Annotated in this window: 25 protein-coding genes; 14 read left to right on the top strand and 11 right to left on the bottom strand. The window is 69.6% G+C overall.

Features of this window, described 5'->3' with window-relative positions; all coding sequences use genetic code 11:
- Positions 1-3: 3 nt before the first annotated feature.
- From JK361_RS31725 to JK361_RS31700, 6 genes are all read left to right on the top strand, one after another.
- Complete coding sequence (locus tag JK361_RS31725) at positions 4-315, top strand: urease subunit beta (RefSeq protein ID WP_201824900.1); 312 nt, start codon at positions 4-6, stop codon at positions 313-315.
- Positions 308-2,029 carry an urease subunit alpha gene (locus JK361_RS31720; RefSeq protein ID WP_201824892.1) on the top strand — a complete coding sequence of 574 codons (1,722 nt, stop codon included), beginning with the start codon at positions 308-310 and terminating at the stop codon, positions 2,027-2,029. Before JK361_RS31725 ends, JK361_RS31720 begins: the two co-directional genes overlap by 8 nt.
- An 11-nt stretch (positions 2,030-2,040) precedes the next feature.
- Positions 2,041-2,715: an urease accessory protein UreF gene (locus JK361_RS31715; protein ID WP_201825097.1), complete on the top strand. Its 675-nt coding sequence runs from the start codon at positions 2,041-2,043 to the stop codon at positions 2,713-2,715.
- A gap of 171 nt (positions 2,716-2,886) precedes the next feature.
- Positions 2,887-3,564 carry an urease accessory protein UreG gene (gene ureG / locus JK361_RS31710; protein ID WP_201824890.1) on the top strand — a complete coding sequence of 226 codons (678 nt, stop codon included), beginning with the start codon at positions 2,887-2,889 and terminating at the stop codon, positions 3,562-3,564.
- Entirely contained in the window at positions 3,552-4,319 is a 768-nt protein-coding gene (locus JK361_RS31705; protein WP_307787368.1) for an urease accessory protein UreD, read from the top strand. The genes ureG and JK361_RS31705 overlap by 13 nt, the downstream gene beginning before the upstream one ends.
- A gap of 183 nt (positions 4,320-4,502) precedes the next feature.
- The gene (locus tag JK361_RS31700) at positions 4,503-6,098 is read left to right on the top strand and encodes an alpha/beta hydrolase (RefSeq protein WP_201824888.1); all 1,596 of its coding nucleotides are present in this window, start codon (positions 4,503-4,505) and stop codon (positions 6,096-6,098) included.
- Between the two features lie 51 nt (positions 6,099-6,149).
- Here the strand turns inward: JK361_RS31700 and JK361_RS31695 are convergent, their stop codons facing one another.
- The 3 genes from JK361_RS31695 to JK361_RS31685 all read right to left on the bottom strand — a co-directional run bounded on the left by JK361_RS31695 (position 6,150) and on the right by JK361_RS31685 (position 9,368).
- Positions 6,150-7,172 (bottom strand): NAD-dependent epimerase/dehydratase family protein, encoded by a 1,023-nt coding sequence (locus tag JK361_RS31695; RefSeq protein ID WP_236053870.1) that lies wholly within the window; start codon positions 7,170-7,172, stop codon positions 6,150-6,152.
- Between the two features lie 58 nt (positions 7,173-7,230).
- The gene (locus tag JK361_RS31690) at positions 7,231-7,956 is read right to left on the bottom strand and encodes a lysophospholipid acyltransferase family protein (protein WP_201824880.1); all 726 of its coding nucleotides are present in this window, start codon (positions 7,954-7,956) and stop codon (positions 7,231-7,233) included.
- Positions 7,957-8,444: 488 nt separating this feature from the next.
- Positions 8,445-9,368, bottom strand: coding sequence for a helix-turn-helix transcriptional regulator (locus JK361_RS31685; protein ID WP_201824878.1), 924 nt, complete (start codon positions 9,366-9,368; stop codon positions 8,445-8,447).
- A 121-nt stretch (positions 9,369-9,489) separates the two neighbouring features.
- Between JK361_RS31685 and JK361_RS31680 the strand changes: the two genes are divergently transcribed.
- The 3 genes from JK361_RS31680 to JK361_RS31670 all read left to right on the top strand — a co-directional run bounded on the left by JK361_RS31680 (position 9,490) and on the right by JK361_RS31670 (position 11,662).
- Complete coding sequence (locus JK361_RS31680; RefSeq protein ID WP_307787367.1) at positions 9,490-10,941, top strand: MFS transporter; 1,452 nt, start codon at positions 9,490-9,492, stop codon at positions 10,939-10,941.
- Between the two features lie 367 nt (positions 10,942-11,308).
- Complete coding sequence (locus tag JK361_RS31675; RefSeq protein ID WP_201824872.1) at positions 11,309-11,491, top strand: hypothetical protein; 183 nt, start codon at positions 11,309-11,311, stop codon at positions 11,489-11,491.
- 15 nt (positions 11,492-11,506) lie between these two features.
- On the top strand, positions 11,507-11,662 hold the full coding sequence (locus JK361_RS31670) for a hypothetical protein (protein WP_201824871.1): 156 nt from the start codon (positions 11,507-11,509) through the stop codon (positions 11,660-11,662).
- Positions 11,663-11,714: 52 nt separating this feature from the next.
- Here JK361_RS31670 and JK361_RS31665 read toward each other — a convergent pair whose 3' ends face one another.
- The 7 genes from JK361_RS31665 to JK361_RS31635 all read right to left on the bottom strand — a co-directional run bounded on the left by JK361_RS31665 (position 11,715) and on the right by JK361_RS31635 (position 18,111).
- The gene (locus JK361_RS31665; protein WP_372448762.1) at positions 11,715-12,860 is read right to left on the bottom strand and encodes a 3-deoxy-7-phosphoheptulonate synthase; all 1,146 of its coding nucleotides are present in this window, start codon (positions 12,858-12,860) and stop codon (positions 11,715-11,717) included.
- 286 nt (positions 12,861-13,146) lie between these two features.
- Positions 13,147-13,548, bottom strand: a complete 402-nt coding sequence (locus JK361_RS31660; protein WP_201824870.1) for a hypothetical protein — start codon at positions 13,546-13,548, stop codon at positions 13,147-13,149.
- A 426-nt stretch (positions 13,549-13,974) separates the two neighbouring features.
- The gene (locus tag JK361_RS31655) at positions 13,975-15,021 is read right to left on the bottom strand and encodes a hypothetical protein (RefSeq protein WP_201824868.1); all 1,047 of its coding nucleotides are present in this window, start codon (positions 15,019-15,021) and stop codon (positions 13,975-13,977) included.
- A 158-nt stretch (positions 15,022-15,179) separates the two neighbouring features.
- The gene (locus JK361_RS31650; RefSeq protein ID WP_201824865.1) at positions 15,180-15,716 is read right to left on the bottom strand and encodes a hypothetical protein; all 537 of its coding nucleotides are present in this window, start codon (positions 15,714-15,716) and stop codon (positions 15,180-15,182) included.
- On the bottom strand, positions 15,706-16,098 hold the full coding sequence (locus JK361_RS31645; RefSeq protein ID WP_201824863.1) for a carboxymuconolactone decarboxylase family protein: 393 nt from the start codon (positions 16,096-16,098) through the stop codon (positions 15,706-15,708). The genes JK361_RS31650 and JK361_RS31645 overlap by 11 nt, the downstream gene beginning before the upstream one ends.
- 184 nt (positions 16,099-16,282) lie before the next feature.
- Complete coding sequence (locus tag JK361_RS31640; protein WP_201824861.1) at positions 16,283-16,795, bottom strand: aromatic-ring-hydroxylating dioxygenase subunit beta; 513 nt, start codon at positions 16,793-16,795, stop codon at positions 16,283-16,285.
- Complete coding sequence (locus tag JK361_RS31635; protein ID WP_201824858.1) at positions 16,792-18,111, bottom strand: aromatic ring-hydroxylating oxygenase subunit alpha; 1,320 nt, start codon at positions 18,109-18,111, stop codon at positions 16,792-16,794. Before JK361_RS31635 ends, JK361_RS31640 begins: the two co-directional genes overlap by 4 nt.
- A gap of 805 nt (positions 18,112-18,916) precedes the next feature.
- On the opposite strand from JK361_RS31635, the gene JK361_RS31630 reads away from it, so the two are divergent.
- A complete protein-coding gene (locus tag JK361_RS31630) occupies positions 18,917-19,084 on the top strand; it encodes a hypothetical protein (RefSeq protein WP_201824852.1) in 168 nt (55 codons plus the stop codon).
- Positions 19,085-19,242: 158 nt separating this feature from the next.
- On the opposite strand, the gene JK361_RS31625 is transcribed toward JK361_RS31630, so the two are convergent.
- On the bottom strand, positions 19,243-19,623 hold the full coding sequence (locus JK361_RS31625) for a response regulator transcription factor (protein WP_201824850.1): 381 nt from the start codon (positions 19,621-19,623) through the stop codon (positions 19,243-19,245).
- Between the two features lie 867 nt (positions 19,624-20,490).
- On the opposite strand from JK361_RS31625, the gene JK361_RS31620 reads away from it, so the two are divergent.
- The 4 genes from JK361_RS31620 to thmT all read left to right on the top strand — a co-directional run bounded on the left by JK361_RS31620 (position 20,491) and on the right by thmT (position 23,955).
- Positions 20,491-21,789, top strand: coding sequence for a lysine N(6)-hydroxylase/L-ornithine N(5)-oxygenase family protein (locus JK361_RS31620; protein WP_201824848.1), 1,299 nt, complete (start codon positions 20,491-20,493; stop codon positions 21,787-21,789).
- 61 nt (positions 21,790-21,850) lie between these two features.
- Positions 21,851-22,507, top strand: coding sequence for an FMN-binding negative transcriptional regulator (locus tag JK361_RS31615; RefSeq protein WP_201824846.1), 657 nt, complete (start codon positions 21,851-21,853; stop codon positions 22,505-22,507).
- A 6-nt stretch (positions 22,508-22,513) separates the two neighbouring features.
- A complete protein-coding gene (gene solA, locus JK361_RS31610; RefSeq protein ID WP_201824844.1) occupies positions 22,514-23,665 on the top strand; it encodes an N-methyl-L-tryptophan oxidase in 1,152 nt (383 codons plus the stop codon).
- Positions 23,666-23,769: 104 nt separating this feature from the next.
- Positions 23,770-23,955 (top strand): 2-hydroxymuconate tautomerase, encoded by a 186-nt coding sequence (gene thmT / locus JK361_RS31605; protein WP_073923219.1) that lies wholly within the window; start codon positions 23,770-23,772, stop codon positions 23,953-23,955.
- Positions 23,956-24,153: the final 198 nt, after the last annotated feature.

Raw genomic sequence — 24,153 nt, 5'->3', positions numbered from 1 at the left:
GCGATGATTCCCGGAGAGATCCTGTTCGCGGACGACCCCGTCAACTTCAACGCCGGGCGCGAGGTCACCCGACTGGTCGTTCTCAACGCCGCCGACCGCCCCGTCCAGGTCGGCTCCCACTACCACTTCGCCGAGGCCAACCCCGGTCTGGAGTTCGACCGCGCCGCCGCCCGCGGCAGACGGCTGAACATCGCCGCCGGCACGGCCGTCCGCTTCGAGCCCGGCATCCCCGTGGAGATCGAACTCGTGCCACTGGCCGGCGCCCGCATCGTGCCCGGCCTGCGCGGCGAGACCGGAGGTGCCCTCGATGCCTGAGATCTCCCGCGCCGCCTATGCCGACCTGTTCGGCCCGACCACCGGTGACCGCATCCGGCTCGCCGACACCGACCTGCTGATCGAGATCGAGGAGGACCGCTCCGGCGGCCCCGGCGCCTCCGGGGACGAGGCCGTCTTCGGCGGCGGCAAGGTCCTGCGCGAGTCCATGGGCCAGTCCCGCGCCACCCGGGCCGACGGCACGCCCGACACCGTGATCACCGGTGCCGTCGTCGTCGACCACTGGGGCATCGTCAAGGCCGACGTGGGCATCCGCGACGGCCGGATCACCGCCCTCGGCAAGGCCGGCAACCCCGACACCATGGACGGTGTCCACCCCGGCCTGGTCATCGGCCCCGAGACGGAGATCATCGCCGGCAACGGGCGCATCCTGACCGCCGGCGCCATCGACGCCCACGTCCACTTCATCTGCCCCCAGGTCGCCGACGAGGCGCTGGCCTCGGGCATCACCACCCTGGTCGGCGGCGGCACCGGCCCCGCCGAGGGCTCCAAGGCCACCACCGTCACCCCCGGCCCCTGGCACCTCGCCCGGATGCTGGAGGCGATGGAGGCCCACCCGGTCAACGTCGGCCTCCTCGGCAAGGGAAACACCGTCAGCCACGAGGCGATGCTCTCCCAGATCCGCGGCGGTGCCGTCGGCCTGAAGCTGCACGAGGACTGGGGCTCCACGCCCGCAGTGATCGACGCCGCGCTCACCGTCGCCGACCGGACCGGTGTCCAGGTCGCGATCCACACCGACACCCTGAACGAGGCGGGCTTCGTCGGCGACACCCTCGCGGCCGTCGCGGGCCGGGGCATCCACTCGTACCACACCGAGGGCGCCGGCGGCGGCCACGCACCCGACATCATGACCGTGGTCTCGCAGGCCAACATCCTGCCCAGCTCCACCAATCCGACCCGGCCCTTCACCGTCAACACCGCCGAGGAACACCTCGACATGCTGATGGTGTGCCACCACCTCAACCCGGCCGTCCCCGAGGACCTGGCGTTCGCCGAATCCCGGATCCGGCCGTCCACCATCGGCGCGGAGGACGTCCTCCACGACCTGGGCGCGATCTCGATCATCTCCTCCGACTCCCAGGCCATGGGCCGTGTCGGCGAGGTGGTCCTGCGCACCTGGCAGACCGCCCACGTCATGAAGCGCCGGCGGGGCGCGCTGCCCGGCGACGGCCGCGCCGACAACCACCGGGTACGGCGGTACGTCGCCAAGTACACGATCAACCCGGCACTCGCCCAGGGCCTCGCCGCCGAGATCGGCTCCGTCGAGACCGGCAAGCTCGCCGACCTGGTGCTGTGGGAGCCCGCCTTCTTCGGCGTCAAGCCGCTCCTCGTGATCAAGGGCGGACAGATCGCCTACGCGCAGATGGGCGACGCCAACGCCTCCATCCCCACCCCGCAGCCGATCCTGCCGCGCCCGATGTACGGCGCGATCGGCCGCGCCCCGGCCGCCAACTCGGTCAACTTCGTGAGCCGTCCGGCGATCGAGGACGGGCTGCCGGAGCGGCTGGGGCTCGGCAAGCGGTTCGTGGCGATCGAGTCCACACGCGCGGTCACCAAGGCCGACATGCGGGAGAACGACGCCCGGCCCGACGTCCGGATCGACCCCGACAGCTTCGCCGTGCACATCGACGGCGAGCTGGTCGAGGCCACCCCCGCCGTCGAACTGCCCATGGCCCAGCGCTACTTCCTCTTCTGAGGGGCGGCATGATGACACGAGCGGCACTGCTCGTCCTGGCCGACGGCCGCTTCCCCGCCGGCGGGCACGCGCACTCCGGCGGGGCCGAGGCCGCCGTCAAGGCGGGCCGTATCACCGACGCCGCGAGCCTGGAGGAGTTCTGCCGGGGCCGGCTGCACACCGCCGGGCTGGTCGCGGGGGCGCTCGCGGCGGCGGCCGCCCTCGGCGCCGATCCGGGCGAGCTGGACGCGGCAGCCGACGCCCGGACGCCGTCCCCGGCCCTGCGGACCGCCGCGCGGCGCCTGGGCCGGCAACTGCTGCGGGCCGCCCGGGCGACCTGGCCTTCCCTCGAACTCGACGCGGTGGCACGGGAGTTCCCCAAAGGGGCGCATCAGCCGGTCGTGCTCGGCCTCGCCGCCCGGGCGGCCGGGCTCGGGCCCGAGGACGCGGCCCACTGCGCGGTGTACGAAAGCGTGAGCGGGCCGGCGACGGCCACCGTGCGGCTGTTGAGCCTCGACCCGTTCCACGCCACGGCGGCGCTGGCCCGGCTGGCACCCGAGCTGGACCGCGTGGCGGACCGCGCCGTGGCGGCGGCACGCAGAGCGCGCGCCGAGGGCGTCGACGCGCTGCCGGCGGCGTCCGGACCCCTGCTGGAGGTCGGTGCGGAGTGGCACGCGGCCTGGCCCGTCCGGCTGTTCGCGTCCTAGCGGGTTCCGCCGCCGCTCCTTTCCTTCCCTTTTCCTTCGCTTCCCTTTCCCTTCGCTTGCCTTCCCGACCCCGGGGGCTCGGCCCCCGACCCCCGAAACGGCCCGAACGGCTGCGTCCGCACCCGCCGGACGGGCCACAGGGCCGGACCGGCCGAAAACTGGAGCCGCCGCATGCACCTCGACCACACCCACCCCGGCCCCGCCGCCCTCAGCGCCGACGCCCGCCGTCCCGACGGAACCCGGCGGGCCCTGCGCGTCGGGCTCGGCGGTCCCGTCGGGTCCGGCAAGACCGCCACCGTCGCCGCCCTCTGCCGGGCGCTGCGCGACGAACTGTCCCTCGCGGTCGTCACCAACGACATCTACACCCGCGAGGACGCCGAGTTCCTGCTCCGGGAGGCCGTGCTGCCGCCCGAGCGGATCAGCGCCGTCGAGACGGGCGCCTGCCCGCACACCGCGATCCGCGACGACATCTCCGCCAACCTCGAGGCTGTGGAGGATCTGGAGGACGCCGTCGGCCCGCTGGACCTGATCCTCGTCGAGTCCGGCGGCGACAACCTCACCGCCACCTTCTCCAAGGGTCTCGTGGACGCGCAGATCTTCGTGATCGACGTCGCCGGCGGCGACGACATCCCGCGCAAGGGCGGGCCCGGCGTCACCACCGCCGACCTGCTCGTCGTCAACAAGACCGACCTCGCCCCGTACGTCGGCTCCGACCTCACCCGGATGTCCGCCGACGCCAAGGCGCAGCGGGCGGAACTCCCGGTCGTGTTCCAGTCGCTGCGCGGCGGCGCAGGCGTCGCCGACGTGGCCGCGTGGGTGCGCGGACAGCTCGCCGCGTGGACGGCGTGACCGTCACCGGGGTCCGGGCGCAGGCCCGGATCGTCGCCCGCGCCGACGGGCGCGGCGGTACGGCCCTGCCCGTCCTGGACGGCGAAGTGCCGCTGGCACCGCGCCGCACCCGGTCCAGCGGATCCGAGGCGAAGGTCGTGCTCGTCGGGGCGATGAGCGGCCCGCTCGGCGGCGACCGCCTCACCGTGGACGTCCGGGTGGAGGAGGGCGCCCGGCTGCACGTCGGGTCGGCCGCCGCCACCATCGCCCTGCCGGGCCAGGCCGGCGGCGAAGCCCGGTACGACGTACGGCTCGACGTCGCCGACGGCGCCGAACTGCACTGGCTGCCCGAGCAGTTGATCTCCGCCGAGGGCAGCGACCTGTATGTCACGACCCGGGTCGAGGCCGGCGCCGGTGCCCGGCTCGTGCTGCGCGAGGAGCAGGTGCTCGGCCGCGTCGGGGAACGGCCCGGGCGGCTCACCAGCCGGCTGACCGTGCGGGCCGCGGGACGCACCGTACTGGACCAGGAACTGGCCTGCGGGCTCGGCGCACCCGGCGGCTGGGACGGGCCGGCCGTGCTGGCGGGGTATCGCGCCGTGGGTCAGCTGGTCGTCGTCCGGCCCGAGTTCGGTGAGCGTCCGGTCGAGGCGCGGGCGCTGGGCGAGTGCGCCGCACTGGTGCCGCTGGCCGGGCCGGCCGCCCTCGTCAGCGCGGTCGCCCCGGACGCGCTGCGGCTGCGGCGGCTGCTGGACGAGGCGCTGACCAGGCTGGTCTGAGGCGCCCGGGGGCCACTGCCCGGGGAGCGGCGGCGCTCCGCTCAGCGGGACATGGCGGTCCGGTTATCGGATTGGTAAAGTTAGTATGGCTACCCCTGTTCTCAGCGGGCTGACAGCCGCGAGGATCCCCGTCTGACACTCGCAGCAAGATTCGTTCGCAGCAAGGTTCGGGGAGGGGCTCACTTGAGGGAGAACAGACCGAAGAGCCGCCTGTTGGCGGTCGGTTCGGCCGGAATACTCGTCACCGCGACGCTGATAGCCGGGGCGGTGTCGGCACCCATGGCCGGCGCCGCGTCCCGGCCCGGCCCGGACCCGGAGGCCAAGGGCGCCGCGATCGCCGCCGCCCGGGCCGCCAAGGCCGGTATCCACTGGCAGGACTGCCCGGCCGACTGGGGGCTGGCCAAGCCCATCCAGTGCGGCTGGGTGAGCGTGCCGCTCGACTACGCCCACCCGTACGGCAAGCAGATCAAGCTCGCCGTGGACCGGATCGGCAACACCGGCACCAAGAAGGAGCGCCAGGGCGCGCTCGTCTACAACCCGGGCGGTCCCGGCGGCTCGGGCATGCGCTTCCCGGCCCGGGTCACCAGCAAGAACCCCGTCTGGGCCAATGTCGCCAAGGCGTACGACTTCGTGGGCTTCGACCCGCGCGGCGTCGGGCACTCGGCGCCGATCTCCTGCATCGACCCGCAGGAGTTCGTCAAGGCGCCGAAGGCGGACCCGGTGCCGGACAGCGAGGCGGACAAGAGGGCGCAGCGCAAGCTGGCCCACGAGTACGCGGACGGCTGCGGCGAGCACAGCGGCGCCATGCTGCCGTACATGACGACGCCGAACACCGCCCGTGACCTGGACGTCATCCGCGCCGCGCTCGGCGAGAAGAAGCTGAACTACCTCGGCGTCTCCTACGGCACCTACCTGGGCGCCGTCTACGGCACCCTCTTCCCGGGCCACCTGCGCCGCATGGTCGTCGACAGCGTGGTCAACCCGGCGCGCGACAACATCTGGTACCAGGCCAACCTGAACCAGGACGTCGCGTTCGAGGGCCGCTGGAAGGACTGGGAGGACTGGGTCGCCGCCAACGACGCCGCCTTCCACCTCGGCACCACCCGCGCCGCCGTCCAGGCCAAGTGGCTCCAGCTGCGCGCCACGGCGAAGAAGCAGCCCATCGGCGGAGTCGTCGGCCCGGCCGAGCTGATCGCCTTCTTCCAGAGCGCCCCGTACTACGACTCCTCGTGGGTGCCGGTCGCGACGGTGTTCAGCAAGTACGAGGCCGGCGACACCCAGGCGCTGGTCGACGCGGCGGCGCCGGACCTGTCCGACACCGCGGGCAACATCGCCTCGGAGAACTCCAACGCCGTCTACACGGCCGTCGAGTGCGCCGACGCCAAGTGGCCCACCAGCTGGCAGAAGTGGGACCGGGACAACACCCGGCTCAACAAGGACTACCCGTTCATGACCTGGGCGAACGCCTGGATGAACCTGCCGTGCGCCACCTGGCCCGCCAAGCAGCACACCCCGCTGGACGTGAAGACCCACAAGGGCCTGCCGCCGGTGCTGATCGTGCAGTCCACCCGTGACGCCGCCACCCCCTACGAGGGCGCCGTCGAACTGCACCACCGCTTCCACGGCTCCCGCCTGATCACCGAGAAGAACGCGGGTTCCCACGGGGTGACCGGCCTGGTCAACCCGTGCATCAACCAGCGCGTCGACGCCTACCTGCTCGACGGCACGCTGGACCGCAAGGACGTGACCTGCACCCCGCACGCCACGCCCAAGCCGTGACCGCACCGGTACGGTGACGAGGGGCGGCCGGTTCCCCCGGCCGCCCCTTCGCTATACCGTGTGCCAGGCGTCCTCCGCCGCGTAGTCGAACAGGTCCGGGTACGCCTGGGCGAGCAGCGGGAAACAGGCCCGCCAGTCGCGCCCGCGCAGCACACCGGTGAGCCACTCCACCGTCGCGGACAGACTCTCGTCGTACGACACCACCGGCCGGTAGCCCAGCTCCCGCTCGGCGGCGGACATGTCGAACACCACCGGCAGCGGCACCGACCACGGCGTCCGGCCCACGGAGCCGGCCGGCGGCCCGTCGAGGTACGCCGTCCGGGTCCGTGCCCCCATCACGGCGTCGACGGCCGCACCGATGCCGGCGGCCGTGGGGGTCTGCCCGTCACAGGCGTTGAGCACCCGCGTGCCCGGCCGGGCCGCCGCCAGCCGCACCAGCTCGGCGATGTTCCGGGCACTCGACGGATGGAACCGGCTCTCCCCCCGGAACGCCAGCACCCGCCGCTCCCGCCCGTCCAGATTCCGCTTGACGAAGTACAGTTCGCGCGGCAGCGGGGTGTACGGCCCGTGCACCGCCCCCGCTCGCAGCACCGTGACCGGCAGCCCGGAGCCGGAGTCGAGCAGTTCGCGCTCCAGCGCGGCCTTGCGGGTGGCGGAGGTCGCCCCACCCGGCGCGACCGTCGGCTGGGTCTCGGGGACCGGCACCGGGTAGACCGGGAAACCGTCCGGCTCGCCCTGGGTGTCGAAGCCCCGGCCCGCGCCGTCCTCGTACACGGACACGCTGGAGATCACCACCGCCGACCCGATCCGGTCCGCGAGCCCCGTCAACTGCCGTGCGTGCCCGGCGTCGTACGCGACAACGTCGACCAGCAGGTCGCAGCCGTCGCCCACCACCCGGGCCAGGGCCGCGTCGTCGGCCCGGTCCAGCCGCACCGTGCGCACGCCCTCGCCCCACGCCGCGTCCCGGCCGCCGCCGCGCGAGGCGGCCGTCACCGCCCAGCCGTCCCGTGCCAGCGCCTCCACCGCAGGGCGGCCGATCTGCCCGCTCGCCCCGATCACCACAGCCCTCTTCATGCGGCGAGCCTAGGTACACGGGCCGCCGGGGGCGCGGTCCTTCTGCCGACGGCAGAGATCAGACGAGCGGCGCGCGCGGGAACCTGCGCTGACGCGCGCGCTGCTCCGCCGCCTGCCGTTCCTTGACGACGGCCGCGTACTCGTCGACGTACTCCTGCCCGGACAGCCTCAGGATGGCGTAGATGATCTCGTCGGTGACCGCCCGCAGCACGGCCTTCTCGTGCTCCATGCCGGCGTAGCGGGAGAAGTCGAGGGGCTCGCCGAAGCGGATGGTCACCGGGTGGATCCGGGGCACGACCTTGCCGGGCGGCTGCGCCTCGAACGTGCCGATCATCGCGCAGGGCACCACCGGGACCCCCGCCGTCAGCGCCATCACGGCCACCCCGACCTTGCCCTTGTACAGCCGGCCGTCGTGCGAGCGCGTGCCCTCCGGGTAGATGCCGAGCAACTCTCCCTTGCCCAGCACCCCGAGGCCCTCACGGATCGCCGTCCGCCCGGCCTCCTTGCCGGAGCGGTCCACCGGGATCTGCCCGGCGCTGCGGAAGAAGAAGGCGGTGAGCCGGCCCTTCAGCCCGGGGCCGGTGAAGTACTCCGCCTTGGCGAGGAAGGTGATGCGGCGCTTCAGGATCGCCGGCATCAGGAAGTGGTCGGAGAAGGACAGGTGGTTGCCGGCGACGATCGCCGGACCCGAGGCGGGCACGTGCTCCAGACCTTCGATCCGGGGACGGAAGACCAGTCTGAGCAGGGGACCCAGCAGCACGTACTTGAGCAGGTAGTAGAACACGGCTCGCTCCTCACATCACCGGGTCCCCGTGGAACCGGCGTTTCCCCGGGTCGACTCATCCATGGCGGGTGCAGGCCGATATGCACCCGTCGTCATCTGTAGCCACGTTCGGTCGATGTCATGCTGACCCCCTGGCGAGTCACCTGACGAGCCGTCAGGGCGTGCTTCGGAAGGCATCGAATGTACGGCTGGTCGGCCGACCTGGAAAGCTTCGGGCGGCCGACCAGAGGATGAGGCCGCGAGCGATGGTTGCGATGCCGGTCTCGGCGACGACGTCGTGTTCGCGGCGGCTCGCGTCGCGGCGGACGGTCTCGTAGCCATCGCGGGCCCTGTAGTCCTCACGGCCGAAGCCGGCCGGACGTCCACCGATCGCACCCCGCCGCTCGCACCCCGGCGCTTGCGGTTGCGGACCCGGTCGGCCGGTTCCGGAGACCACCCGCGACGCCCCGGCCGGCCGGTAGCCGACGCCCGCGGCCGGCGGCGCGGCCTCAGTCCTCGCCGCGCACTCGCTCGTACAGCGTGGTCATCCGCTCCCGGGTGGCCTCGTCCGACGGTGTGTACGTCACCAGCTGCGGTCCGCTGCGCGGGCCCAGCCACAGCCGGGTGTAGTCGAAGGTCATCAGGCCCAGGTCGGTGGTGAGGAACCTGGTGGTGGGCTGGTCCGGCTGCAGCACCTCGTGCCGGCCCCACACCTCGCAGAACTCCGGCGACTCCCGCTGCAGCCGCGCCACCAGGCCCTTCCACAGCGGGTCGGTCATGTGCTCGACCATCGACGCGCGGTACTTCGCCACCACCTTGGTCACCGTCTCCTGGTCGACGACGCCCTTGCGCCAGGCCGGGTAGAGGAAGCTGAGCACCAGGAAGTTGCGGTCCTCCACCGGGACTTGGTCGAGGTCGATGACGAGCCTGCCGTACGTGCGGTTGTACGCCAGCACGTCGAGGCGGCTGTTGATCACCGCGGCCGGATAGGGCTCGAGCTGGCGCAGCATCGTCTCGATCGCGGGCGAAAGCGCCGGACACTGCGAGTCGGCGTGCGGATCGGCCACACCGGCGAGCGCGAACAGATGGGTGCGCTCGGCCGGGTCCAGGAGCAGCGCCCTGGCGATCGAGTCGGCGACCTGTCCGGACACCTGGATGTCACGGGCCTGCTCGAGCCAGGTGTACCAGGTGACCCCGACCACGGCGAGCTGGGCGACCTCCTCGCGGCGCAACCCCGGTGTGCGGCGCCTGCGGCCCGGCGGCAGGCCCACCTGCTCCGGGGTGATGCGCTCGCGACGGCTTCGCAGGAAGGACGCCAACTCGGCCCTGCGGACGGCGGGTTCAGACGCTTCGACCTCGGCGCCCGGCCCGTTCCCGCTGGTTTGAGGGCTGCGCTCAGCGGCCTGGGACACGCTCACCGGACTGTGCGTCATCGTCGTCGTACTCCCAGGGTGCCGTATGCCTCAGCCCGTTGCCAGGTACTTCTTATACCAGGATAAGGGCACTCCAAAGACACTCTGGTACCAGGCTCAGGAGGCGAGGATCGTAGACGTCGTGAGTGAATCGACTGCGTCGCCCCGTCCTCCCGTCTCCCTTCCCACTACCCCTCTCCATCCGCGTGAACACATCTCCGCAGCGCCCGAGTTAAGCCCGCTCGGGCTGTTCACCCTGCTGCTCGGCGCCGCCCTGCCGCTCATCGACTTCTTCATCGTCAACGTCGCCCTGCACGCCATCGACCAGGATCTCCAGGCGGGCCCCGCCCTGCTCGAACTCGTCGTCGCGGGCTACGGCGTCGCGTACGCCGTACTCCTCGTCCTGGGCGGCCGCCTCGGCGACACGGTCGGACGCCGCAAGCTCTTCCTGACCGGCATGGCCGCCTTCGGCCTCACCTCGCTCGCCTGCGGTCTGGCCCCCGACGCCTGGACGCTGGTCGGGGCCCGGGTCGCCCAGGGCGCCGCGGCCGCGCTGATGCTGCCGCAGGTGCTCGCCACCATCCAGTCCACCACCCAAGGTCCGCGCAAGGCACGGGCGATGGGCCTTTACGGTGCCACCACCGGGCTCTCCATGGTGGTCGGGCAGATCCTCGGCGGTGTGCTCGTCGAGGGCATGAGCTGGCGTGCGGTGTTCCTGGTGAACGTGCCGGTCGCCCTGCTCGGTCTGATCCTCGCGGCGCGCTCCGTCCCGGAGACCCGCAGCCCACAGCCCGCGTCGGTCGACGTACCGGGCACGCTGCTGCTCGCCGCCTCCCTGATCACCCTGCTGCTGCCGCTGACCGAGGGCCGGGCGGCGGGCTGGCCGGTGTGGACCTGGGTCATGCTGGCGCTGTTCCCGGTCTCCGTGGCCGCCTTCTGCCGGGTCGAGCTGCGTGCCGACCGGACGGGCCGGACTCCGCTGGTACCGCCGAGCCTGTTCCAATCGGTACCGCTGCGCAGGGGACTCGCGCTGCTCCTGCCGCTCATACTCGGCTTCAGCGGCTTTATGTTCGTGTTCGCCGTGGCGCTGCAGCAGGGGCTGCGGATGGGGCCCGTCGAGGCGGGGCTCGCCCTGGTGCCGATGGCGGTGGTGTTCTTCTTCGGCTCCCTCGCGGGACCGCGGCTGACCGCACGGTTCGGCAGCCGGGTCGTGTCGGCCGGCGGGCTGATCCAGGCGGTGGGCGTCGCGCTGATCGCGGGGGCGGTCTGGCGGAACTGGCCGGAAATCGGCATCGTGGAGCTGGCCCCCGGGGTCGCGCTCGCCGGACTCGGCACGTCACTGCAACAGCCGACGCTCTTCCGCATCGTGCTCTCGGACGTGCCCGCGCACCGGGCCGGTGTGGGCAGCGGCGTCATGATCACCACCCAGCAGTCGGCCCTGGCGCTCGGGGTGGCGACGCTCGGCTCGCTCTTCCTCGCGCTGCTGCCCGGCTCGGGCATGCGGGACGCCCTGCTGATCACGCTGCTCGTCCAGCTGGGCACGGTCGTGCTGACGGTGCTGCTGAGCCTGCGACTGCCGCGCAAGGCGGTCTGAGAGCGCCGGGCCCGCAGACGGGCGGACAGGGTGAAGGCCCGCAACTCCCCTAGGAGTTGCGGGCCGGCCACTTCGAGGTCGAAGGACTTCGCCGACTCGTAGCCGCTCAGCTCCCCTTCGAGGACGCCGCCGGCACCACCGCTGCTCGGATTCCTTGGTGAGCATCGGCGGCAGGAGATTCTCGATGTCGGCCGGCACGTCCGGGCGCAGGGTACGGATGGGCGCGGACGGGGCCTGGACGAGGTGCCACCTGTGGGAGCGGCTGTCGTCGGGGGTGAACGGCGGTTTCCCGGTGCGCGGTTCGCGGAGCACGCAGGCGAGGGCGTAGAGGTCGCCGGCAGGGCCGACAGCGTTGGCCGGGCTCTGCTTGCTCGACGCCGCTCACCAGCAGCTACGGGCACCGATCGCGCTGATCTGGGACCGCCGCCTGTCGCTGCGCAGGACTCCCGCGATCCGCTCGGCGATCGCCGCCCGCTGTCTGCTGCGGGTCTTCCGGCTACCCGCCTACGCGCTCGAACTCAACCCGTCGAGAAGGTCTGGTCGACGATGAAAGGTCTGGTCGACGATGAAAGGCAGCCTGGCAGACCTCGCCGCCCGCACCGCCGGCGAACTCGCCGCCGCGGTGAAGAGCCGCCTCGGACGCGTGCAGAACCGCACCCGTCCGATCGACGGCTACTTCACCGGAGCAGGTCTGTCTCCACCGTTACCGACCAGACCTTGAACGCAAAGTGTCCAGCGGCCGGTCGTCGTTCCGTGGACGGTGGTCGTGTCGCTCAAGGACGCCAGGCCGACACGACTGCCACGGCCTGGTCGATGTTGAGGCGCGGGTCGCACAGGGTGGTGTAGCCCAGCGGGTCGAGGAGGTCATCGAGATACGACTCGTCCGCCACACATTCACGGACGTCCTCCGGCGTGGCTTCCAGGTGCAGCCCCCCTGCGACCGCGTGCTCTGCGGCGGCCACCTCTTGGAAGAGCTCCACTTCGCGCGTGACGCTGGTCAGCAGGCGGGTCTTGCGGCCCAGGGGGCCGCGCTGAGTGTTGCCGTGCATCGGATCGCACAGCCAGATGACCGGATGCCCCGCGTCGCGGACAGCGGCCATCAACGGTGGCAGCCACTCCGCGACCCGATCCGCGCCCATCCGGGAGATGAGCGTCAGTCGGCCGGGCGTACGAGCCGGGTCAAGGACCGCACAGAGCTGAGTCAGCTCGGCGGGTGTCATCGTCGGACCGACCTTGCAGGCAACCGGATTCTGGACCCGGGCCAGCAGCTGCACGTGTGCACCGTCCAGCTGGCGGGTGCGGTCCCCGATCCACGGCCAGTGCGTCGAGGACAGCAGCAAGCCCTGCTGGCCACGGCGCAGCAACGGCAGCTCGTAGTCCAGCACGAGGGCCTCGTGACTCGTCCACACGGGTGCCGCGGCCGGCAGACCCCAGGCACCGCCGAGTCGGCGCAGGAATTCCGTTCCGGCGTGAGCGGCCCGGTAGCCGGTGAGCAGGCGCGCCGGATCCGGCTGGCGCAGCTGCGGATCGGGCTGCGGGTCGTTGACCAAGTGGCCGCGGAACACCGGTATTTCCAGCTCTCCGTGCCGCTCCAGGTCGGCGGAGCGGGGCTTGGCGAACTGACCCGCGATCCGACCCACCCGCACCACGGACAGCCCGGTTCGGGCCTGCATCGCCCCGGCCAGCGCGTCGAGCATGCCGGCCTTGCGGCGGAGCACCTCGGGAACGCAATCCGCGGGGTCCTCGGCGCAGTCGCCCGCCTGAAGGATCTGTAGTCCGCCGGCCGCGACCTCGGCGAGGAGCAGCCGCAGATGGCGTACCTCGTCCCAGGTCACCATGCCGGGCAAGTCACTGAGCTCGCTGCTGAGCCGTTCAGCCAGACCGTGGTCCTTCCACCGCGGCTGCTGCTGGGCCGGCAGAGTCCGAAGCCATTGGCCCTCGCGCTCCGGATCGGAAGTGAAGTCGGGTTCAACTAACGGTGTGAGAGTGAGAGGCGTGGTCACGAGTTTGATCCCCCGAATTGGAAGCTCGTCGCTCCGAATTTGCAGACATTCCGCCGACGGCCCACTGGCACCCAGCCTGTTCTGGAAGGCGAAGTCGGTCAACTACTCAGATGAGTAGGAGATCGCGCTAGATCGATTGGAACGATCGTACCGCGCGCTGATCACCCGATTCGAGGGGATCAGCGTGATCGATCCGGCATTCTCAGTCGTAGGCGTTTCCAGCCATCTTGCGCTTGAATTCATCGCTGTGTCGGACGTACTCGGCGATCGTTCCGTCCGGACTCATGGCGCGCAAGTTGTGTCCTGAAGGAACCACCTTGATGTCGTCGATGATCTTGACCCCGGTCTGGATGAAGTAGGCGCGCACGGCGTCCAGGTCATCCACCAGACAGGTCAACTTGGTAGCCTCGAACCGCTCAGTGTCAGCCTTGTCTCCCGCGAGCAGGAGAAAACTTCCGATCCCTACGATATCGAGCCTGAACTCCTCGTAGTAGAATTCGTGGTGCGGACGGTCCACTCCTTGGAGTGCCATGTAGAACTTTTTACATGCTTCGAGTTCCGTCTTTCGAAGGTATACCCTGTAAAAAGATTTGAGGATCTTCACGGCTACTCCAGACTCAAGCTATTGCTTGTTTCTTGTGTTGTATTTGACCGTCCTGACTGAGCACCGATTCGGGGTGGAACCGAACCGGACGTCACGGTGTCGTGCGAACAGGCGGGCGACGGACGCCCCTGGCGCGCGGAATCCGCTCACGCCCGGCTGCCGTCGAGGTTCATGCCGCGTTGGCGGCCCACGGCCACACATGGACCGAGGGCCGCGGTGCGGGCCAGGTCTGGTGATCGTTCCGGCTGACGCACGCCGAAGCCACGTTCTTGTTCCGTAGGCGCAGGTACCACGGGAACAACGATCCCGGTGCACGCTCAGTCGGCATCGTCCGCGCATGCACGATCGTCCCCGCCTCGAGCAACGCGCCTGTCAGCGACGGGAGAAACCCCACGCGCAAGACAACGTGACGATCTTCATCTCTCCCTACCGCCGCTGCGTCAGGAAATGCAGCGCCTTACCGTTGATGGTAATGGTCATGTACATCCCCGAGCCTTCCTCGGCCGCTCCACGCGAGACCATGTACGGCATGTGCCACTGGTACTGCACGAGGGTTCCCTTGTCCGGAAGGAAGTCCGACCCGTCGAACCGCGAGACGTCGCCGTAGTTGTTGACGCCGAATCGACGGGGGTGCGTGCCTATCCACGGAAACACTTCCGCGCCGGCTCGTGCGAAGTCCTCCGGTGTCTCCAACTCCGCGACCTTCTTCTCCGCGGCGACCGCCAACTCCTTGTAGTAGTCGCGAATCTGACTACCACTGCTCCGATCGACCACCTCGCGCGGAACGAACAGGAACACGAGATGGTTTCCGAAGGGAAGGCCTGCGGCGTACGAGGCGTTCTTCATCACGAGAAGGTTCTCGCTGGACCTCCTCTGGAACTCCGCCTTGACCGTGTCGAGAAATGAACCGAGCTTCACGGCCGGCTCGACGGTCTCTCGAACCGTCCAGGGCATGAGGCGCACCGTTTCGCCCTCATCGACGGACGGCTTCCTCGCGGGGAGGTACTGGTCCATGTCAGCGGTCTGCAGTTGAAGCTCCGCTATCACCTCCGCGATGCGGAAGCGGTCTTCGCCCGCCTTCATGGTGCTCATCAACGCCTGGTGGAATTGGAAGCACCGGAAGCCGTCCTGCATCGACATGGGGAAGGCTGTGAAGATCCCCTGGATGTTGGGGTTCGACTTGTACCTGACGGACATCAACAGGAATCCGTCGTAGTAGTTGGGGTACTCGTCGAGCACGATCCCCTGGAAGGACCCGATCGGGAATTCTTCCGGACTCTCGAACTCTCGCTCGATCAAATGACACTTCGAAAAGAGCGGGTTCTTGTCGAAGAAGTGACCGACCGCGTCTCGGAAATCGTCGAGCGAAAAGGGCTGCTCGACGCTGTACGTTGAAAGCGCCGGGTAGAACTGCGCCACATTAAGGGGGCGCGGGAAAGACATCAGGTTCAGGCGGATTATTTTGTCAACCATCGACAAAGGCATGCCTAATCACTCCGATAGACGAGTACGAGAAGTGCTGGAAGACGTTTCGGTCGGGGGTCAGGCAAAGTCGCGACAAAATGTCCGAGCTGATGGCATCGCCGAACGCCCTTCTAGGCCGACCGGCGGGGGACTGTACTGCCGTCGGTTCAATCAGCAGCTTGTCCGCCGTGCGGTGACCCGGCCGCATCCTCCCCGGGAGCGTGAGCGGATTCGGCGCGCCAGGTGCACCCGTCTTCCGTCTGTTCGCACGAGACCTTGACGTCCGGCTCCACATAGCGGTTGGCGATGGCGGTGTGGAGTTTCTGGCAGTACCCGCACGGGGACTTGAACGTCAGGACGACGCCGGCGCGGGCGGCCTTTTTGCGGTACCGGAGGATCCCGCAGTCGGCGTTACGCAGAACGGTGCCCGAGGGCTGAGGCTCGGTGGACACTGCCGAGTCGTACAGCAAGAGCTGGCGTTGCATCCGGGTCATGAAGTGATCGGTAGCCGATACCCCGTCGGGCCGTTGCGCTCGCAGCAGGTCCGCGGTGATACGGGAGTTCGCCTCGATCCATCCGGCCAGGCCTTCTTCGCCGTGCTCTCCCAGGACGAACTCCTCCGCGGCCGCCTGGGCCTCGAAGTACCGCTGGCGCCACAGGTCGACCTTCTCCGCCGGGTCGAGAGGAGACGTTTCACTGGTCATGGTCCGCGTCCTTTCCGGTGGCGGCGTCCAGCTCGGCGAAAACTTCCTGGGCGACGCGCAGTCCGTTGTTGGCGACCGGCCAGCCGCCGTAATAGGCGAGCTGAATGATCACTTCGACGATCTTCTCCCGCGACATCCCGAGGTTCAGGGAGGCACCGATGTGCCCCCGCAGCTCCCAATCGGTCCGCGCCAGCGCGACCGCGGTCAGTGCGACCAGTTCGCGCTCCTCGAGGCTCAGCTGCGGGCGGGCCCAGATCTCCCCGAACAAGTGGTCGATGGTGATCTGCAGGAATTCCGGGTAATTACCCGGGCGCGGTTCGCGGCCGAAGACCTCCTTGAAGATGGCTTCACCCCGCTCGTGCCGGGCAGACGGCTGATTCATCGATCAACTCCTCCATATTGGGGCGGATGGTTGTAACGTCACGACGTCACGAAGACGAGGACCAGTCCGGGCCCCAGCCGCCGTCGACGCCGAGGACGTAGGCCTGCCTCGAGAGAGAGGCCCGGCTCGGCTGCGGCGGCGACGGCTGGGAAGCCGCCGGGGCTGGCCGCTGTCATCGGCCCCGTTACAGGACGATGCTGATCTTGCCGTGCTCGTACAACGTCTCGTGGTCGAGCACCACGAGACGTCGCCGGATCCGGAACGACTCGCCCTCGGGGACGAGTTCGAACCGATACTTTCCGACGTAGGCGTCGGAGCGCCCGTGCCCGAAGCGGTACACGACGACATTCGCCGCCACCTCGAGGTAGCTGCCCTGATCAGCCAGGATTTCCACGTTGCTGATCACGCGATTGGTTCGCGACCGAGGGTCCTCGCACCACACCTCGCCATTGAGGAGCTGCTCGATCCGCTGGCGAAGCCGGGCAGCGTTGTCATCGATGAGCCCGAGCGCGTCGGCCGACTCGCCGTGGACGTCGGTAGCCGGCACCACGTAGCGGATGTCATCGGTCAGCATCTCGTCGTACCACTCGTTCAGACGCCACTCGTCGAGCATCCGAGCTTCACGGAACAGGAACTGGCTGACCCGGTGCCACAGCCTCACCTGGGCTGCCTCGTCGACTATCACTTCGCTGGTCATCGCTTCTCCGTCCCCTGCAACTCGGCCTGCTGAGCGACCTCGAAGTGACCGTCGTCGCCGTGCATCAGCCGGTCCCACTGCCGCCAGAATTCTCGGGCAGGAAGCTCGTCGGTCGTCTCGGGGATCTCCTTGTCCATACCGCGCGACAGATCCGAGTAGCGCACCGTGCGGTCGAGATAACCTCGCTGGCACGACTCGACGATCTCGATGTCGTCGGGAGTGGCGAAGCCGGCGGGACCGAGGAACGTCAGGTAGTGACTCTTGCGGAGTTCCCGGATCTCCGGATCTTCGTCCTTGGGGGCCAGCGCAACCGAGGTGATGGACATCCGGTTGGCACCGACCGGGTCGATCTTGCGAATGGTGAGCGCAATCGCGTCGATGATCATCAGGTTGGGGAAGATCAGCAGCGCGCGATTCATGCCGGTGATCCGCTCGGCGCGTTCGGCGCCGAACTTGTCGGCGAAACGTGCGGCGGTCGCCTCCATCCGCGGCCGGAGCTCGGGATCGAACATCGGCGTCCAGTGGGCGAGCGGGCGGGCCGCGGCCGGCGGCAGCTCGTTGGCTCCATGGCCCAGGCCGAGGGCGCGGGCGAAGCCACCGCGTCGTCGTGGTGGCACCGACCCGAGCGACTGCATGTAGCTGACGTAACGCTTGTGCAGTGCTCGGAAGTGGTAGATGTCGACGCTGTTCTCCATCATGAGCTTCCAGTTGGCCTGAGCCCCGTGGAGCTGCGCGCCTTGGATCACCTCCATCCCGGTCTCGGACTGGTCGGCGACCAGATCGATGTACTCCGTGGCTCCCGCCAGGTACTCGACCAGGGTGCGCGGCTGCTCCGGATCGAAGGTGACGAAGACGAAACCGCGGTAGCTGTCACTGCGGTGCGTCGCCAGACCGAAGTCCGCCTTCCGGAAGCTCGGCCCGTACCCGTCGGGAAGCGGAACCCCGGTCAGTTCGCCCTTGTTGGAGAACGTCCAGTCGTGATAAGGGCACCGGAATGATTTGACCTGTCCGGCCGGCTGCGAGCAGAGCAGAGCCCCGCGGTGAGTGCAGCTGTTGGCGAATACCCGGATCACCCCGTCGGAGCCGCGCGACATGATCACCGGGCGCCCGCCGACGTCGCGTGACACGTAGGAGCCCGGCTCGGGCACCTCCGATTCGTGCCCGACGTACAACCAGCAGCGATCGAAGATCCTGGCCATCTCCCGCGTGGCCACGTCGTCGTCGGTGTAGGCGCGGCGATCCACCCGGAACGAGAGGCGCTCCAAATCATCGACGACGATCGGGTCGTCCACCGGCGGCTGCAGTTCGATCGTCACTGCTCCTTCTTTCGCAGTAGTTTCTGGACGGTTCTGACGACCGCCTCGGCCGTGCGTGCGGCAGCATCGCCGCACTCCGGCTGCGCGGCGCACACCCGGCCCCCGACGTGTGTCTGAACCAAATGCATCAGTGTGGGATGTAAAACCCGACCACCGGGGGCTGTACGGGACTCCGCAGCTCTCCTAGGTGGTGGATTGCAACCACGGGCAGGTTGTCAGATCGCCAAGTCGGCCGTACATAGGACTTAAGACCCATCGCTCGCTGTCGCTATGTTTCGGCGCCCGCCGACAGGTCATGAGCAGGGTTTTTGCCGTCGACGGGCCGGCGGCCGAGCCCTGGGACGGGGCTCCGGGATTAGACCCTCTCCGTCATGATCGTGTGAGGCAAGATCTATTCTGCAAATGTTGAGTCGAGGGCGAGCACCAAGACCCGGCCCGGTGAGTTCCAGCAGCGAGGCACCCGAATTCCGAGGTGCCGGCGAGGGCCGGGTCACGAACGCCGGTTCGGCCGGTGTTTGCAGGCCGAACCGGCGAAGGCTGGGCGGTGATCGAGGTGCAGGGAAGACTCACCGCGCTGCCGGGGCAACTCGCGACCGGCAACCCGAGCGGCGGGAGCGAGCCGGCTCCGAACCCAAGCCGCGACCAGAGGCGTTGACACCGGCCTGAACGCGCCACGCTGCGGTGGCTGCTGAACCATCCGGACCACGTCGACAGGGCCCCGGCGGCCGTCTGCCACGAACTCCTCGACGAGGGCGCCTGCGTCGAGGAGTTCACCGTTTTCGTCAGGCCGGCCAAGGTCGCAGCGGTGAGTGTCGACAGCGCCGGTTTCTCCGGCCTGGACTGCCGGCGGGAGGTGGGGAAGCTACAGGGCCAGACGGGACTTTTGGTGCTCGACCCGTTCGGGGAAGGCGGGGGCCGGCTGGTGGAGATCCTGCGTGAACATCAACACGGCAGCGCTCAGAGGCTGGTGTGAGAACGTGTGCCGGTCGTCCGTCCGGTGAGAGCGACCGCGTGGCGTCTCGGACAGTGGAGAGCGGGTCGGCCGTCCGAGCCTTTGGCGGCCACCGGCGACGCCGGGAACGATCGATGGTGCCACTGCTGCCCGGCGCGGTGACGGCCGGGCAGCAGCCGTCATGCTGCTCGGTCGTGCCGGACCGCGTAGACCGCGGCCTGGGTCCGATCGGACACGTTGAGCCGGGCGAAGATCGCTTGCATGTGGTTCTTTACGGTCTTCTCGGTGATACCGAGTGCCCGAGCTATGTGGCGGTTCGTCATGCCGTCGGTCAGCAGGGCGAGAACCTCGAGCTGGCGCGGTGTCAGGGCGCTGGAGGGAGACATCTGGCCGGCCGGTTCACCGCCGCGATTGGTTGTCACCCTCCCCTGAGAAGCGCGGGTGGTCGGAGCCTCCGCTCGTCGCGGACGCGGGCGCGTCGCCGTCGAGTCCCGAGCGACGGGGATATCCGTCTGCTGGTCGGTCAGAGGGTGTAAGCGGTCGCTATTCTGGGCAGCCATCCGTGTCTCCTTGCCCCGTGGTCGAATGGACAGTCCCGCGCCCGGTCGGCTCCGTTGCCCCAGGCCCGGTAGTAACCACGTCAACTGTATCGAAGATCGAACTCGGGAGAGGGCGGTAGCTGTCCAGATTTCGGAGGTAGGTCGGTCCGAGAATCTTTGAGTCAGAGTTCTTGCTGGTCGCGGCTGGGTGGGTTGATCCAGGCGGCGGTCGGCAGGTCGGCGGGTCCGGGGCGGCGTTGGTAGGCGGCGGTCAGGACCTCGGCGCGGACGGCGTTGATTGCGTCGGTGTGTCCGTGATGGACGTCGTGTGGAGTGTGCCGGGCGATCCCACACGCCGTACGGGCCGGCGTACGCGCTCCTCACCCGGGCGCTGCCGGAGTACTTCCGGTCGATCCGCGCGCGCCGCAGTCGCGACGGATTCGGTCGTATCTGACGGATGGTCATGAAATTCCCGCGGGGCGGGCAGGGCGGGAATTCGCGGACGCATCCGTGGGTGGGAATCGGTATCGGTGGGCGGTCGGTGGGGTGAACGGTGGCCGACTCCGCGGGGTGGGTCTACTGGATTCGCTGTTGCGGGGGTTGGAAAAGGAGTGTATGCGCCATGCCGCCGCATTGGCCCCGGACCGATATGACGCCTCGTCAGTCTTTTTTGCGTGCAAGCAGTCAAGGGTGACAAAGCCGCTCGGGGTCGGTTTCGAACCGGCCAAAGCGGATCGCGATCGGGCCATCGCCGACAGCGCTGCTTGTTTGAGCCGGGGGGCCCGATAAAGGATGAATCCGGTACCGCCCCGGCTGCACCACTGTCCACGGGGGCATCGCACATGCCGGGACGCAACCCGTTCTCCACTTCGTCAGAGGAGCCCCACCATGCCGGAAGCGGTGCTCGACCTGGTCGGCGTCGGATTCGGACCGTCGAACCTGGCCGTCGCGCTCGCGCTGGACGAAGCGGGCGCGCCGGCCGGGTGCGACGCGTTGTTCCTGGAGCGGCAGCCGGCCTTCGGCTGGCACACCGGAATGCTGCTGGACGAGGCGACGATGCAGGTCTCGTTCCTCAAGGACCTGGTCACCATGCGGAATCCGGCCAGCCCGCACAGCTACCTGTGCTACCTGCGGGACCGGGGCCGGCTCGCCGCGTTCATCAACCAGAAGTCACTGTTCCCGCTGCGCACCGAGTTCCACGACTACCTCGCGTGGTGCGCCGAGCGGGTCGGTCACCTGGTGCGCTACGGCGCGCAGGTGGTGGACATCCGTCCGGTGCCCGGCCCGGACGGGGCCGTCGACCTGCTCGACGTCGTGGTGCACCGCGACGGGGCCGAGGAGGTGCACCGCACCCGGAACGTGGTGATCGCCGCCGGTCTGCAGCCCTGGCTGCCGGACGGGATCGAACGGTCGGACCGGGTCTGGCACACCTCGGAACTGCTGCACCGGCTGCCGGAGTTCGAGTCCGTCGCGCCGCGCAGCCTCACCGTCGTCGGTGCCGGGCAGAGCGCCGCCGAGGCGGTGGCGCACCTGCACGGGAGGTTCCCGGAGGCCGAGGTACGGGCCGTGTTCGGGCGCTACGGGTACAGCCCGGCGGACGACTCCCCGTTCGCGAACCAGATCTTCGACCCCGACGCCGTCGACGAGTACTACGTGGCGCCCGAGCACGTCCGCCGCCGGCTGGTCGACTACCACCGCAACACCAACTACGCGGTCGTGGACCTCGAACTGATCCAGGACCTGTACGCGCGGTCCTACCGGGAGCAGGTGCGGGGCACCCAGCCGCGGCTGGTCATGATGAACGTCAGCCGGCTCGCCTCGCTGTCGCAGGAAGGCGACGCGGTACGGCTGGTCGTGGAGCACCTGCCCACCGGGGAGCTGACCGAGTTCGAGACGGACGCGGTCGTGTTCGGCACCGGGTACCGCCCGGCCGATCCGCTCGCCCTGCTCGGCTCGTTGGCCGACCAGCTCAAGCTGGACGACCAGTCCCGCCCGCACCTCGACCGGGACTACCGGCTCGTCACCACCGACCGGGTCCGCGCCGGGATCTACGTGCAGGGCCCGACGGAGCACACCCACGGCCTGGCCTCGACGCTGCTCTCGGTCACCGCGGTGCGCGCAGGCGAGATCCTCGCGGCCGTGACGGCCGCGGTTCCCGCCCAGGTCCTCACCGCGTCCGCCCGATGACCGGGGTCCCGGAGGCTTCCGGGAGGTCGGGTGAGCGGCCAGGAGAAAGGAGACGCACGAGATGTACGTTCCGAAGATCTACCAGTCCCCGGACACCGAAGCCGTCCGGCTGATCCGCGAGTACCCGCTGGCGCTGCTGCTGAGCAACGGCCCCGCGGCGCCGTTCGCCACGCACCTGCCCGTGATCTTCCCGCCGGCCGCCGAGCCCGAGGGGATCGAGTCGCTGAGCGGCGTCACGCTCTACGGCCACCTCAACCGGGCCAACCCGCACTGGGCGACGCTGTACGAGGGGCAGCACGCGACCCTGGTCTTCCAGGGCGCCAACGCCTACGTCTCCGCCGCCGTATACGAGCAGACCCCGGCCGCCCCCACCTGGAACTTCGCCACCACCCACGTCCAGGGCCGCATCCACCCGATGCCCGCCCGGGAGGACGCGCTCGACGTGGTGCGCTGGACGGTGGCGGCCTTCGAGGCCGAGCACGGCCTCGGCTGGGACCCGGGCCCGTCGCTCGACTACTTCGACGAGATCGTCGACGGCGTCGGCGCCTTCCGCTTCACCGTCGAGTCGGTCGACACGATGCTCAAGCTCAGCCAGGAAAAGGCCGAGTGCACCAGGGACAAGGTGGTCGCGCACTTCGCCGACAGCCCGGTCGGGCTGCGCCGTGAGGTCAGCCGCCTGATGAAGACCGCCGCCCCGACCGCCACCACCGGAGAGTGAGAGAGCGTGACCGAAACCGCTGATGTCCTGATAGTCGGCCTGGGTGGGCTCGGCAGCGCCGCGGCCTACCACCTGGCCGCGCGCGGCAGCCGGGTGATCGGCATCGACCGGTTCGGGCCCGCGCACGCGCGCGGTGCGAGCCACGGCGAGAGCCGCGGGGTCTGGAAGGCGTACTTCATGGGCGCCGGGTACGTCCCGCTGCTCGACCGCGCCTACGACCTCTGGGACGAGCTCGGCGAGATCCGCGGCGAGACGCTGTTCCACCGCACCGGCGGGATCTGCGTCGGCCCGGCCGGCGGCGCGCTCGTGCCCGCCGCGCTCGCCTCGGCCCGGGAGGCGGGCCTGGAGTTCGAGTACCTGGAGAGCGACGAGATCCGCTCGCGGTTCCCGGAGTTCAACCCCGGGCCGGGCGACGTCGCCGTGTGGGACCCGTCCTCGGGTTACGTGCGTCCCGAGCAGGTCGTCACCGCGCACCTCGACCTCGCCCGCAAACACGGCGCCGACCTGCGGTTCGACGAGAAGGTGCTGGACTTCTCGGACACCGGCAGCGGTGTGCGGGTGCGCACGGAGACCGGCGTGTACGAGGCCGACCGCCTGGTGGTCGCGGCCGGCGCCTGGGCCCCGCAGCTGCTCGCCGAGCTCCGGCCGCACATCAAGGTGCTGCGGAAGGTGATGCTCTGGTTCGACCCGATCTCGCGGGCCGAGGACTTCTACACCGGCCGTCAGCCGTACTGGATCTGGGAGGGCGAGAACGGCACGGTCGGCTACGGCCACCCGGCCGTCGACGGCCCCTCCGGCGGCGTCAAGGCCGGCATCCACAGCGGCGGTGAGCTCGCGGACCCGGACTCCCTCGACCGCCACGTCAGCACGCAGGACGTCGAGGCTGTACGGGAGTTCCTGGCCAAGCGGATCCCGGCGCTGCCCGGCCGCTACCTGCGCAGCCGCGTCTGCATGTACGACAACTCGCCCGACCTGGGCTTCATCATCGGCCCGTCGGCCCAGAGCGACCGGATCACCGTCGCCGCCGGCACCTCGGGCCACGCCTTCAAGTTCGCCCCCGCGCTCGGCGAGGTGATCGCGCAGCTGGCCACCGAGGGCACCAGCACCCACGACATCTCGCTGTTCGACCCGCGCCGCCTGACCGACGCGAACGCGTGACCGGCGCGGCCCGCACCGTGCACCGGGGCCCGACCATCGCCGGCCCTGCCTCGTCGCTCCGCTCGGCTGACCCACCGATCCCCAACCCCCTTGAGGAGAAGCACATGCCCATGATCCGCGTGCAGATGTTCCCCGGTCGCACCTCCGACCAGAAGGAAGCCCTCGTCAAGGAGGTGACCGAGGCGATCGTGCGCACCTGCGACGCCAAGCAGGAGGACGTCTGGGTGATCATCGACGAGGTCGACCGCGAGCACTGGGCGCTCGGCGGGACCATGTACTCCCGCCGCTAGGGGTATTTCGTTCGGATCAGCCCGGCATGATCCAAAGGAGAGGCCTAGCCCAGGCGCGACCTGTCGCGCCGTCAGCCGTCGCCGGGGCGCGGAGAGTCGCCCCGGCCGACTGCACGCAGGCCGGCCGGCGGTTCTGATCGGTGCCTGGATGCCAATGAACTCCCTGCGGACCGCAGGGAGTTCATTGGCGTCCAGGCA

It is taken from the genome of Streptomyces musisoli (genome assembly GCF_016741855.1).
GTDB classification, from domain to species: Bacteria; Actinomycetota; Actinomycetes; order Streptomycetales; family Streptomycetaceae; genus Streptomyces; species Streptomyces musisoli.
The sequence above is the reverse complement of the archived record's forward strand: the minus strand, read 5'-3'. Positions and strand labels throughout refer to the sequence as shown.